This window comes from Haloarcula sebkhae (assembly GCF_014647415.1).
Lineage (GTDB): Archaea > Halobacteriota > Halobacteria > Halobacteriales > Haloarculaceae > Haloarcula > Haloarcula sebkhae.
The window spans coordinates 983,064-995,466 of sequence record NZ_BMPD01000001.1; the positions used below are offsets into that span (position 1 = coordinate 983,064).

Sequence of the window (12,403 nt, forward strand, 5' to 3'; positions counted from 1 at the left end):
TAGCCAGAAAGCCCCCGACGCGCTACGGTCCCGCGGCTCGCTGTGTTCCTCGGTCGTTCCGCTCCCTGTGGTGCTTGCTTCGCCGGGGTTCCCGTAGCGCGTCGGCCCGTTTCAGTCCCACCCGTGTCGGCTGGCTAAACGGCGACGGGGCTTTCTGGTTTTAAAATAGGAATACACCGCCAGCCGTCGCCGGCTTTAGATGCCCGAGCGGCGAAGCCGGAGTATGTACGATCAGGTCGCAGACCTCCCGGTCACTGTCGAGAGCTGTGCGTTCGAGCGTCGAGAACGGGCGACCTCCAGCGGATTCGACCGGGTGACGACGGTCATCCACCTTTCCGGTGCGGGTGAGGCCGGCAGCGGCGAGGACGTGACGTACACGGCCGAGGCCCACGACGCGCTGCAGGACAGCGATGCGTTGCCGGGCGAAGATTCCCCGCTTGCCGGCGAGTACACTGTCGATTCGTTTTCGGCGGCGCTGGACGCGGCTGACCTGTGGCCCGAACCACCGGACGAGGAGCGGTTCCGTCACTACCGGCGCTGGGGATTCGAGAGCGCGGCGCTTGACCTCGCGCTGAAACAGGCCGACACGGACCTCGGAACCGCCCTCAACCGGCAGTACGACCCAGTGAATTTCGTCGTCTCGACGCGGCTCTCGAACGCTGACGACGACACGCCGCCGACGGCTGACAGACTGGCGATGCTGCGTGAGCGCTACGGCGACCTGTCGTTCAAACTCGACCCCACACCGACCTGGAGCGATACCCTCGTCGACGAGCTGACGGACTACGACGTTCGAGTGTTGGATCTGAAAGGGTTGTACGAGGGGACGGACGTCGATGTCGAGGCCGACCCCGAGTTCTACCGCCGTGTCGTCGACGGCCTCCCGGACGCGCTGGTCGAGGACCCCGACTTGACCGACGCAACTCGGCCGGTTTTCGACGGCCGAGAAGCACGCGTCACCTGGGACGTACCCATCACTGGCGTCGAGAGCATCGAGGCGCTGCCGTTCGAGCCGTCGTGGCTCAATATGAAGCCCTCGCGGTGTGGGACCGTCGAGTCCGTACTTGCGACCATCGACTACTGCGAGGAACGGGGCATCGACCTGTACGGCGGCGGCCAGTTCGAACTCGGCGTCGGCCGAGACCACATTCAGGCGCTGGCGTCGCTGTGCTATCCTGCTGGGCCGAATGACGTCGCGCCCGGCGGGTACAACGACCCCGACCCGGACGCGGACCTGCCGACGAGCCCGCTCAGCCCACCTGACGCGCCGACCGGAATCGGGACCGGCTTCTGGTAAGCGGCCTTAGAAATGAAGCCGAAGCTACATTATTGTCCGGGTACTAACTATTGTCATGTGGTGTCAAGCCTGTGGAGAACGCATCGACGACGTACTGGAGGCACACGCGCGCCAGGCCTGTCCACACTGTGATGCGCCGCTCCTCGAAAAGCCAGCAACGCCCCAGTGACTACTCCTCGGCGAGGTAGTCGTCCTGTACGTCGATGATGTCGCTCGAATCCTCGCAGTTCGCGTACCGTTCCAGCGGTTCCTCGTTCAGTTCCAAGAAGGTGTGGCCCCAGGAGAACGTCGAGAGGAGCCGCTCGGCGTGGTCGCGCTCCCCGAGAATGGCGAGCGCGCCAGCGAAGGCTTCGACGGTATTGAGCTGAAAGGCCGTTCCGTAGTTGACCGGATTGCCGGCGACGAGAAAGGGGAGCGAGCGGTGCACCCCTTCGAGGTCGAACGCTTCCCGTTCGGCAGTTTCCCAGGAGCAATCGAGCGCGACCAGCCGGCTGTGGCGAGCGCCGTCGCCGGGGGTCGGACGGTCCGCCGGAGACAGCGCCTGCTCTGCAAAGGGATTGAGCACGATGCCGGGCGGCGTCGACCGCGTCGCGCGGTGGAGTTCGGCCTCGTCCATCCGGGCCAGCCTCCGCGCGCTACATTTGTCGGGGTCGTCGTCGCCCTCGTACCGGACGTGCAGTTCCACACTAGCGCTACTACGCTGGCGAATAAAAGCGACTCGTTCGGTGACACTGTGCAAACACTGTTATAGCCGGACTCGGTTGTATAACGTGTGCTTTCAGAGGGGACGGCGGCACCACTGTTCGAACTGCCGGCGCTCGTCGATGGCGACTGCCAGCGAGTCGAACTATCCGACTATCTCGGCGAGGATGTCGTCATTCTCGCATTCTATCCGGCGGATTTCAACCCGGCCTGTGACGAGACGTCCTGTGACCTGGACGAACTCGACCTCTTTACCATGCAGAAGGACGTGACGATTCTGGGCATCAGCCCGGATTCGGTGTACAGCCACCGGGCCTTCGCCGACCGCTACGGCCTGAAAATCCCGCTGCTGTCCGACACCGACCACGATGTGGCCCGCGAGTACGGACTCGACTTTATCGACGATATCGGCCAGCAGCTCATCGAGCGTGCTGTCGTCGTCATCGACCACGACGGCGACGTACAGTACGCTTGGAGTACCGACGACCTTCAGGCACTTCCTCGTGTCGGAGAGATCAAGGACGCTATCGCCGACACCGGTGGCGACGACACCGCGTTCGCCCGCTACCGCGTTGGCCACGCCCACTACACGGAGGGGCGGCGCGCGTTCACGTCGGCGATGAGCGCCCTCGGCGAGTCGGAGTGGATGGTCGCACAGGGCGACTTCCAGCAGGCACGCGACGAGTTCGCCGACGCCGAAGACCACTTCGACACGGCTGTCCGGTTCGTCGACGACGAGTCCCTGAAACCGATCTACGAGGACGCAAAGACGAAGGCGAACTCGCTGTGGCAGGCCAGCGACTGGCTCACGCAGGCCGCCCGCGCCTACTCTAGCGGGAACGGTGCCGAGGGCCAGCAACTCCGCGACGACGCAGAGCGGCCGCTTGAAACCGCCCGTGGGTACGAGGAACCCCCCGACCCCGACGGTCCGTGGCCACCGGATATGGAGACGCTGGAAAAGGACACGGACGACGACCGACCGGCGTTCCTCACACAGGACGAGACAGCGGTGGATACATCGCTTGACGTAGACATCGACGAAGAAGTCGAACGGACGGCCGGCGAACTGTCGGAGACGGCGTCGTCGGCTACCGAGTCAACGCTGGATTCGACACCGTCGCCTGACGCCGCCGATGCGGCTGACGAAATGCGAAACACAGCCGACGAGCCGACAGCAGACTCAGACGGGGAGACGACGGCGGGGACAGCTGACCAGTCGACGAATGCGCCGACCGAAACCAACGACGCGACTGCTCACGCGGCCCAGTCGACAGCGGCGGAACCCGATGCCTCGTCGGCTGACGACGCCCCACCAGAGTCAGCACCGACACCTGACGGCGACGGTGAGCTTTCGGATGTCGACGACACCGATATCGAGGAAATTCAGGCCGAACTGGCCGCTAGCGAAGCCGAGAACGAGCCGACGGACCCGTTGGAAGAGACTCCGACCGCGATGGTCGAAGCGCCGCCCGACACGGTCGGCAGCGCCGACGACGACGCTTCCGCACAGGACGCACCGGACGGCGAGCAGTCGACCGCCGACGCGACATCGGACGGGGCCTCCGAGACGGAGACCGACGACGAAGTCGAACTGGATCTGGCCGACCCGACGGCCGCCGACGATGGGGATGCGGGAGAATCAGCCGAACCCGAGCGAGCTGCCGATTCGAACCCGGACGCCGCTGACGAGCCATCTGACGGGGAGAGCGACAGAGACACGTCTGACGAACCCGAATCAGACCCGTGACGCGACCTGCGCTCCGCCAACGGACTCGGGCCTACTATGACGCCATCGACGGCGACGACTACGACCAGTTGGCATCGCTGCTCGCCCCGTCGTTCGTCCACGACCGTCCCGACAGGACCATCGACGGCCGGGACCGGTTCGTACAGTTCATGCGCGAGGAACGGCCCCAGACAGACACCACGCATCCGCTCGACGGCCTCTACTGTCGCCAGAAAGACAGTGCGGGGAAGTCAACAAACGGTGACGACACGGCGACGGCGGAAGTCATCGCCCGCGGCCGCCTGCTCGATGCCGACGGCGAGTGCATCGTTGGCTTCGTTGATGTGTTCACGTTCGCCGGGGACGATATCGAGCGCATAGAGACGTACACGCGCTGAATCCTGCCCGCTTGCGGAGTTGCTGTGTTACTGTTCTGGCAGCGACAGCCGAACGCCGTACATCGACCCGTCGGCTTCGGTCCCGACGAGCGCACCCACGGTCCACGGCGTCCCGCTGACCGCGTCACGGAACCGTGACGGCGTGACCAGCAACAGGTCGGTCCACGGGCCGGCGAGCCCGTCGTACTCGACGCGGAAGGTCCGGTAAGCGACACCGGGCTGGGTGCGGTGGGCCGCGTCAGTCTCCGGGTCTGCCCGGTCGAGCGTGTCCATGTCGGCGACGAGTCGGCCACCCGGCCGCGTCACTGCCGCCAGTTCGGTGAGCGTCGTCCGGAGGTCGGCCAGCGAACTGCCGAGGCCGAGCTGCTTGCCAAGAGCAACGATCGTCTCGAACCCGTCGCCCGGTGGTCGTCGGAGGTCACCGACCACGGGACGTGCGACGCCGCGCTCGCGGGCGACCGTGATGGCTCCCGGACTCCGGTCGACGGCCAGCACGCTATGGCCGCGCTCTTGCAGTGGAAGCGTGTGCCGGCCGACGCCACAGCCGGCATCGAGGACACGGCCCGTCACCGCCGGGAACAGGTCCTGCTCGATGGCATGCCACGCCGATGGCGGCTCGAAGTAGCCCGCCAGATGCGCCTCGGTCAAATCGTCGTCGTCGCGGCGGTAGCGGGGCTGCTCGACGAGGTCGTCGCGGTGAAAGTCCAGTACCATCCGGCCGAAGGCGTCGTCAGCCATATCTCGACGGTGCTGACGAATGAATGTAATAGTGTAGTGAAATATGATTTCGAGTAACACACCGCATACAGGAAGTCGGAACGCTGGCCGAACACAGCGGACCGCAGCGGCCTACTCTTTCTCGCCCGCGCCGACGGCGCTCTCGCCGATTTTCTCGGAGCCTTCGATGACTTCCTGGCCGCCCATGTACGGACGGAGCGGTTCGGGCACGGTGATGGTCCCGTCGTCGTTCTGGTAGTACTCCATAACCGCCACGAGGACGCGCGGGACGGCGAGTCCGGAGCCGTTCAGCGTGTGGAGGTAGTCGGCGGATTCGTGCCGTTCGGGCCGGTAGCGCAGGCCAGCCCGCCGGGCCTGAAAGTCCTCGAAGTTCGACACAGAGGAGACTTCGAGCCAGCGGCCGCCGCGGTCCGGGCCGTCCTCCATGTCGTCGCCGGGAGCCCACACCTCGATGTCGTACTTCTTGGCCTGGGTAAAGCCCATGTCGCCGGTACACATGTCGAGTACGCGGTAGGGCAGTTCGAGGCGGTCGAGCACCTCGGCGGCCTCGTCCAGCAGGCTCTCAAGCCGGTCGTAGCTGTTCTCGGGCCGGACGAAGTTGACGAGTTCGACCTTGTGGAACTGGTGGACGCGGACGTACCCCCGCGTTTCGGTCCCGTGCTCGCCGGCCTCGCGGCGGAAGTTCGGCGAGAACGCCTGATGTTTGACCGGCAGGTCGTCGTCAAGCAGAATCTCGCCGCGGTACATGTTGGTGACCGGCACCTCCGCCGTCGGGAGCAGCCACAGGTCGTCGCTGTCGTAGTCGTCGTCCTGTCTGGCTCCAACGCGGTAGGCGTCCTCGTCGAACTTCGGGAGCTGGCCGGTCCCTTCCATCGAATCGGAGTTGACGGGGATCGGCGGGAGCACGTCGACGTACTCCTGTTCGCGGTGGACATCGAGCATGAACTGGATGAGGGCGTGCTCTAGGCGCGCCCCCTCGCCCTTGACGAACTGGTAGCCGCCGCCGGACACCTTCGCGCCGCGCTCGAAATCGAGCAGGTCCAGATCCTCGCCGAGGTCGTAATGCGGGACGACCTCGTCGGGCAGGTCCCGCAGGTCGTCGAATCCCTCGCGGTAGCGTTCGACGTTGTCGGCCTCGCCCTCGCCGGTCGGGACCGAATCGTGGGGGATGTTCGGTAGTTCGAGCAGGGCGTCTTCCAGCTGGGATTCCAGTTCGTCGGCGCGCTCCTCGACGTCCTGCAGCTCGTCTTTGAGTTCCTGCGAGCGGTCGATGGCCTCCTGTGCCTCCTCCTCTTTGCCCTCCTGTTTGAGCTGGCCGATCTTGCTCGACACTTCGTTTCGCTCCTGCCGGAGGCCGTCGCCTTCGGCCTTCAGTTCCCGCCACTCCTCGTCGATTTCGAGGATTTCGTCGAGGTCGACGCCCGTGACGCCCTTCCGCTCGATAGCGTCACGGACCGTCTCGGGGTGCTCCCGGACGAACTGTCTCGATAACATGGCCGACGGTTCTCGACGGCAGAAATTAGTCGTGTCGGTCCTGCGGCAGGGCTACCCCGGCAGTCGACCTGTCGTCCTGCTATGCTTCGCCGCCAACCTTGACCGCAAGTACCGGGACTGGCGAGGCCCGAATTACCGACTCGGTGACGCTGCCGATGAGTTCCCGGGAGGGGCCGGTCCGTCCCTCTGTCGCCATCACGATGACATCGATGTCGTGGCGCTCAACGTACTCCACGACTTCTTCGTGGGGGACGCCCTGCTCAACTGCCGTGGTCACCGTGTCGACATCGGCGTCTTCGGCCTGCGCCTGCAGGTCGTCGACAGCCTGCTGGCCAGCGTCGGCGAGGCGATCGAAGATGCTGCTGTCCTCGAAATCGGGAATCTGATCGACGACCTGCTCGGTTTCGAGGACGTGTAGCGCATGCAGACTCGCGTCGTGGCGCTGTGCGAGGTCGATAGCGTGCTCGGCCGCGGTTGCGGACCCCTCTGAGCCGTCGGTCGGAACGAGTACGGCGTCGTACATACAGTGGTGTTTCTGAGTGCGGGTAAATGGCTTTGCCCTTCCTCACGACTGGTTGTCACGATAGCCATGGCACAACGGTTTTGCCCCCGCCGGTCACGAGAGAGTGTATGGGAATCGGTGACGTTTACGAGGTGACGGTCGGGGACTGCACAGATGTCCACTACGTCGACGTCGGGATGTACGGTGTGGCCGAGTACGGGCCCGTCTACATCATCGACGCCGAGCGACCGGCGCTGGTCGACACCGGTACCGGCGCGCGACACGAAACCATCCTCTCGGCGATGGAGTCGGTCGGGATCGCGCCCGAGGATCTGGAAGTTATCGCGGCGACTCACGTCCATCTGGACCACGCCGGCGGGGCCGGCTACCTCGCCGAGGACTGCCCGAACGCGACGGTGTACGTCCACGAGTTCGGCAAGCGCCACCTCGTCGACCCCGAGCGGCTCTGGGAGGGGACGAAAAACGCCGTTGGCGACCAGATCGAGTTCTACGGGAAGCCGATCCCGGTCGCCGAAGACCGTATCGAGACGCTAACCGACGGCGATGTGATCGACCTGGGCGACCACTCCCTCGAAGTCCTGCACGCACCGGGCCATGCCCCACATCAGGTCGTCTTCTATGACCCCGTCGTCGACGGTGTGTTTACCGCCGACGCCGCCGGTATCTACTCGCCGTCGACCGACGAGATGCACGTCACGACCCCGCCGGTCAACTTCACCCTCGATCAGGCGCTCGACGACGTGGCGATGTTACAGGACCTCGATCCCGAGATCCTCATGTTCGGCCACTTCGGTGCCGCCGAAACCGGCGACAAACTGGAGGTATACACCGAGATACTACCTGAATGGGTCGCCGAAGTCGAACGCAAACGCGAGGAACTGGACGACGACGAGGCAGTCATCGACTACTTCGTCGAGCGGGCCGACACCGACACCTGGGGCGAGCGCAAGGGCCGCGCCGAGATGCGTCTGAACGTCCGCGGCGTCCTCGTAGCCCTCGATAACCGGGAAGAATAGGAGGCTTTCTCACGGACGGGCCACAGTGTCGTGGTATGCGTCGAACTGGCTCCGTGTCGCTGCTCTGTGCGGTTGTTCTGTACGCCGGATCGCGGTTCGTCCGCCGGTTCGGCTTCGACGAGCGACTGTTCGGGGTGGAGCTCGAACCGCTCACGCTGCTGGGCCTGACGTTGGCATCGCTTTTCCTCGCGTTCTACGGGAGCTACACTATCTGCCAGTCGTACCTCCTCGCCCACACGCAGAACAAACGCCGCCGACACGACGTGCGGAACGTCCTCCGGCTGACCTTCGGCATTCTCGGGATGATTGCGATGTTCGGCGTCGTCACTCGGGAGTGGGTGAGCGTGCTGTTCTCCCTCGGCGTCCTCGGGTTCGCGGTCACGTTCGCGCTCCAGCAACCGCTGTTCTCGCTCATCGGCTGGCTGTACATCGTGATCAAACGGCCCTATCAGGTGGGCGACCGCATCGCTATCGAGGAGATGCGCGGCGACGTCGTCGCGGTCGATTTCTTCGTGACGGAGGTGTGGGAGATCGACGGCGACCTCGTCTCCTCGAACCAGCCGTCAGGTCGCATCGTCACCGTGCCTAACAGCACGGTACTGTCCTCGCGCGTCGTCAACTTCTACGGCGAGGGTGTCCAGTACGTCTGGAACGAACTCTCGATACAGGTCGCCTACGAGACCGACCTGCAGTTCGCCTCCGAGCTAATGACCGACGTGGCGACCGACCACCTCGGCGACGAGATGGCTGAACAGGTCCGTGAGTATCGCGATCGCCTCGCCGAGACGCCGGTCGAACTCGACGTGAACGAACAGCCGACGGTCAACGTCACACAGGGCGAGTCGTGGGTGGAGCTTCGACTCCGGTATCTCGTCCACCCGCGCCGCGGCACCCGGATGCGGAACGCGCTGTACGAGGATATTCTGGAGCGGTTCAACAAGCATCCCGACCGCGTGAAGTTCCCGGTGAGCCGGAACCGGTGAACTCAGGCGTGGTTCACATCGGTCGAGTGGCTTCTGATCGACCCTTCGTGTGCCGGTGAGTGAATGCCCTTATACGGTGGCGATACGATAGGCTGGACAGATGGAGGCCAACTGTGGCTGGTAGTTCGGGGCTACTGATTCCGCTCGTCGCCGGCATCATCGGACTCGGCGTTCTTGCACAAGTCCTCGCTGCACGCCTGCGCGTGCCCAGCATCATCTTCTACCTGCTGGTGGGTGTCATCATCGGCCAGCCCGGACTGGGCATCATCGGTGACGGTACCTTCGGCGGGGCGCTGTCGGCAATCGTCGGCTTAGCGGTCGCAATCATCGTTTTCGAGGGGGCCTATCACCTCCGATTCGACCGTCTACGCGAGGCTCCGGCCGCGACGTTCCGGCTCGTTACCGTCGGTGCGGCTATCGCGCTCGTGGGCACCGCTATCGCCGTCAAGTTCGCGTTCAGCTCCGCGGCCGTTTCCTGGAACCTCGCGTTCCTGATCGGTGCACTGCTGGTCGCGACCGGCCCGACGGTTATCACGCCGATCCTCGATGTCGTCCCCGTTCGAGACCGCGTCGCCGCCGCGCTGGAGACGGAAGGGATTGTCAACGATGTGACCGCGGCTATCATCGCTGTCGTCATCTTCGAGACAGTCAACCCAGCCGTTGCCAGTGAGAGCCTGCTACGAGGATTTGCGCTTCGACTGGGGACGGGGCTACTCGTCGGCCTCATCGTCGCCGGCGTGGTGTACTACCTTCTCCAGTATGTCGACCTCTCGCCCGGTGACGCACCGCGAAACTCCCGGCTGCTCGTGCTCGCCGGGGCGCTCATCGCCTACGCTGGCGCGAACACGATAGCGACCGAGGCCGGCGTCGCCGCCGCTGCCACAGCGGGGATGGCGCTCGGGAACGTCGACCACCCGTACGAGGAAGACATCGAGGAGTTCAAAGGCGACATCACGCTGTTGGTGCTTTCGTTCGTGTTCATCGCACTGGCGGCGCAACTGGAACTCGCCTCGCTCATCGACGTCGGGCTAGCGGGGATCATCGTCGTCCTCGCGGTCGCCCTGATTATCCGACCGCTGCTGGTGTTCGTCTCGGCCGTTGGTGACCGATTTACCACCAACGAGAAGCTATTTGTCAGCTTCGTCGGGCCGCGCGGTATTATTCCGGCGTCCGTCGCGACGCTGTTTGCCGTCGAACTGAACGCCGCGGCCGAGGAGGTCACCGGGGCGCAGGCTGAACTGCTGGGGACGCAGGCGGATATCCTGCTTGGCACTGTCTTTCTCGTTATCTTTGCGACCGCCCTGTTCGAGGGCGGACTGGCGCGATATATCGCGGAAAAACTGGATGTGATACCAATGCGAGTCATCATCGTTGGCGGCGGACAGGTGGGCCGAGCGCTCGCCGCACGCCTCGAAGACCGGGGCGAAAACGTCGTCATCATCGAGGAGGAGGAAGAGATCGTCGAACGAGCCCGCAACGACGGCTACGCCGTCGAAATCGGCGACGGAACCGATACCGACGTGTTGCGGTCGGCCGGGGCTGAAAACGCCAAGACCGTCGTCGCGGCGACCGGTGACGACGACGCGAACCTGCTGGTGTCACAGCTGGCGAGTTCGAAGTTCGGCGTCGACCGGGTCATCGCCCGCGCGAACAACCCGGACAACGTCGAGGCCTTCGAGGACCTCGGCGTTCGAACCATTTCCTCGGCGATGGCGACGGCCTGGGCCATCGACAACCAGATCGAGCGCCCGGCTATCGCCCACTGGATGACCGATGTCGGTCGCAGTGGGGATGTTCAGGAAGTCGAGGTCACCAATCCGGAACTCATCGGGAAGTCGATCCGCGATGTCGGGCCGATGCTGCCCGACGCCTGTCTGGTCGCGCTCGTCAGCGGCGAACTCCACGAGAACGCCGAAGTACCCACAGCAGACTACATCCTCGAAGAGGGCGATATGGTGACGCTGCTTGGCCGTCGGGAGTCCGTGCGCGACGGGATGAAGATGGTCAGTGGCGACTAGTCGTCGGTAAGCTGTGTGACGTCTGACTCGTCGACACCTTCTGTCCACGGCGACTCACCACGGTCGCCATCAGTTTTGTACGTCCCGCGAGCGCTCGCGATGTGATGGCCATCAGTGTCGTACACCTCCGCGTCGACGACTGAGACGCTTCCGCCGCTCCGGATCACCTCCGCCTCAGTCCGTAAATCAGCGGTTGCCGGCGCGAGGTAATCGATCCGCATATCCACTGTTGGCGAGACGGTGCCGGATTGCGAGATGACGGCCGCCCCGCCGACGGTGTCGACGAGCGAGTACGTGACGCCACCGTGTGCGATTATCGATTCCGGGTTCGAGGAGTGGCCGTCCTCTAGCGGGAGCTCGCCTGCCGCATAGCCGTCATCGACGGCCGTGATCTCCATCCCTAACTGCTTGACAAACGGGATGTCGTTGAACATCGACTTAACACTCATGTCTATCTCCACGGAATCGAGTCTGATAAGCCTCCGAGAACAGATAACAACGGGTCAGGTGTGGTCGTTCTTCAGGACACGACTCTCGTCAGTCGCCTGCTACTGCTCCGTCTGCAGCCTCGTCGCCCTCCGTGGCTTCTTCCGGGAGCAGATGCTCCGGGCGACGCAGGTAGCTTGGTTTCTGTGCGAATGCTTCGATTCGCTCCCACTCCTCGGGTGTGATGTGACCGTCCATACACAGTATGTGCGATTGACAGCATTTTAATCCTTGTAATAAAACACAAAATTAATTCATAGTGCCTAAGTATCTACTATCCTGGGCTGCTACTATCGCCGTACTCATTTGCCACCGAGACTGAGACAACCGGTGTACTGTGTCGGTCTGGCTTCTAGCGTCCTGCGTCCACTCGCCACCCTTCTTTGCCCCCTGTTGACCTAATATGATTTTAGGCAGATATGTGGGTACTACTATATGTTGGCCGTCGCTACCAGATCCTATGCAACCACAGCGGGCAACGTACGTAAAGAAAGCCTGTGCCTACATCACCAGAAACGGGTCGGAGCTTCTGGTGTTCGACGGGCCGGGTCATGACGGGCTACAGATACCGAAGGGAACCGTAGAGGCCGGAGAAAAACCGCGGGTCGCCGTACAGCGAGAGGCTGTCGAGGAGAGTGGTCTTGCCTCCTTCGAGCGCCTGCAACACATCGCAACCGACGTCTGGACGCGCCGCCAGTCACCCCCGAAGCGGTACGTGCGGTCGTTCTACCACCTCCCCGTCCACGAGTCCCGGGATCACTGGGTCCACACCGTCACTGGCACGGGCGAGGAACGCGGCGCGGAGTTCGAGTTCTCGTGGGTCGACCTCCCGACCGACGCCACCTTCGCACTCGATCTCGACGACTATCTCCATTCCCTGACGAGTCCCGCTGAGGCGACGACAGCCGGCGATGTGGCTGCCGATTAACGACTTCTTCTCTCAAATATCGCTCGTGCAAGCGCCACAGCGGTCGCAAATGACGGATTCATAAGCAACAGACTCGAAACCGACGGATTCGCAA

The 12,403-nt window shown here is 63.8% G+C and carries 13 protein-coding genes; 7 read left to right on the plus strand and 6 right to left on the minus strand.

Annotated elements, in window-relative coordinates; all coding sequences use genetic code 11:
- Positions 1–223: 223 nt before the first annotated feature.
- Positions 224–1,297: an enolase-like domain-containing protein gene (locus IEY38_RS05135; protein WP_188975872.1), complete on the plus strand. Its 1,074-nt coding sequence runs from the start codon at positions 224–226 to the stop codon at positions 1,295–1,297.
- Positions 1,298–1,466: 169 nt separating this feature from the next.
- Here the strand turns inward: IEY38_RS05135 and IEY38_RS05140 are convergent, their stop codons facing one another.
- Positions 1,467–1,982, minus strand: coding sequence for a DUF367 family protein (locus tag IEY38_RS05140; RefSeq protein WP_188975874.1), 516 nt, complete (start codon positions 1,980–1,982; stop codon positions 1,467–1,469).
- Between the two features lie 87 nt (positions 1,983–2,069).
- On the opposite strand from IEY38_RS05140, the gene IEY38_RS05145 reads away from it, so the two are divergent.
- Both IEY38_RS05145 and IEY38_RS05150 read left to right on the plus strand, forming a co-directional pair.
- Positions 2,070–3,746: a redoxin domain-containing protein gene (locus tag IEY38_RS05145; RefSeq protein WP_188975876.1), complete on the plus strand. Its 1,677-nt coding sequence runs from the start codon at positions 2,070–2,072 to the stop codon at positions 3,744–3,746.
- Positions 3,743–4,123 carry a nuclear transport factor 2 family protein gene (locus IEY38_RS05150; RefSeq protein ID WP_188975878.1) on the plus strand — a complete coding sequence of 127 codons (381 nt, stop codon included), beginning with the start codon at positions 3,743–3,745 and terminating at the stop codon, positions 4,121–4,123. Before IEY38_RS05145 ends, IEY38_RS05150 begins: the two co-directional genes overlap by 4 nt.
- Before the next feature lie 27 nt (positions 4,124–4,150).
- Here the strand turns inward: IEY38_RS05150 and IEY38_RS05155 are convergent, their stop codons facing one another.
- From IEY38_RS05155 to IEY38_RS05165, 3 genes are all read right to left on the minus strand, one after another.
- Positions 4,151–4,861: a class I SAM-dependent DNA methyltransferase gene (locus tag IEY38_RS05155; protein ID WP_188975880.1), complete on the minus strand. Its 711-nt coding sequence runs from the start codon at positions 4,859–4,861 to the stop codon at positions 4,151–4,153.
- A gap of 111 nt (positions 4,862–4,972) precedes the next feature.
- Complete coding sequence (serS, locus tag IEY38_RS05160) at positions 4,973–6,355, minus strand: serine--tRNA ligase (protein WP_188975882.1); 1,383 nt, start codon at positions 6,353–6,355, stop codon at positions 4,973–4,975.
- A 79-nt stretch (positions 6,356–6,434) separates the two neighbouring features.
- Complete coding sequence (locus IEY38_RS05165; RefSeq protein WP_188975884.1) at positions 6,435–6,878, minus strand: universal stress protein; 444 nt, start codon at positions 6,876–6,878, stop codon at positions 6,435–6,437.
- A 107-nt stretch (positions 6,879–6,985) separates the two neighbouring features.
- Here IEY38_RS05165 and IEY38_RS05170 point away from each other — a divergent pair, with 107 nt between their 5' ends.
- The 3 genes from IEY38_RS05170 to IEY38_RS05180 all read left to right on the plus strand — a co-directional run bounded on the left by IEY38_RS05170 (position 6,986) and on the right by IEY38_RS05180 (position 10,895).
- Positions 6,986–7,894 carry an MBL fold metallo-hydrolase gene (locus IEY38_RS05170; protein ID WP_188975885.1) on the plus strand — a complete coding sequence of 303 codons (909 nt, stop codon included), beginning with the start codon at positions 6,986–6,988 and terminating at the stop codon, positions 7,892–7,894.
- A gap of 35 nt (positions 7,895–7,929) precedes the next feature.
- Complete coding sequence (locus tag IEY38_RS05175) at positions 7,930–8,877, plus strand: mechanosensitive ion channel family protein (RefSeq protein ID WP_188975887.1); 948 nt, start codon at positions 7,930–7,932, stop codon at positions 8,875–8,877.
- A 113-nt stretch (positions 8,878–8,990) separates the two neighbouring features.
- The gene (locus IEY38_RS05180) at positions 8,991–10,895 is read left to right on the plus strand and encodes a cation:proton antiporter domain-containing protein (RefSeq protein WP_188975889.1); all 1,905 of its coding nucleotides are present in this window, start codon (positions 8,991–8,993) and stop codon (positions 10,893–10,895) included.
- Here the strand turns inward: IEY38_RS05180 and IEY38_RS05185 are convergent.
- Positions 10,892–11,344, minus strand: a complete 453-nt coding sequence (locus IEY38_RS05185) for a PaaI family thioesterase (RefSeq protein ID WP_188975891.1) — start codon at positions 11,342–11,344, stop codon at positions 10,892–10,894. The genes IEY38_RS05180 and IEY38_RS05185 overlap by 4 nt on opposite strands.
- Before the next feature lie 88 nt (positions 11,345–11,432).
- Complete coding sequence (locus IEY38_RS05190; RefSeq protein ID WP_005536678.1) at positions 11,433–11,579, minus strand: hypothetical protein; 147 nt, start codon at positions 11,577–11,579, stop codon at positions 11,433–11,435.
- A gap of 262 nt (positions 11,580–11,841) precedes the next feature.
- Between IEY38_RS05190 and IEY38_RS05195 the strand changes: the two genes are divergently transcribed.
- Positions 11,842–12,309: an NUDIX hydrolase gene (locus IEY38_RS05195; RefSeq protein WP_170096513.1), complete on the plus strand. Its 468-nt coding sequence runs from the start codon at positions 11,842–11,844 to the stop codon at positions 12,307–12,309.
- The last annotated feature ends 94 nt before the right edge of the window (positions 12,310–12,403 follow it).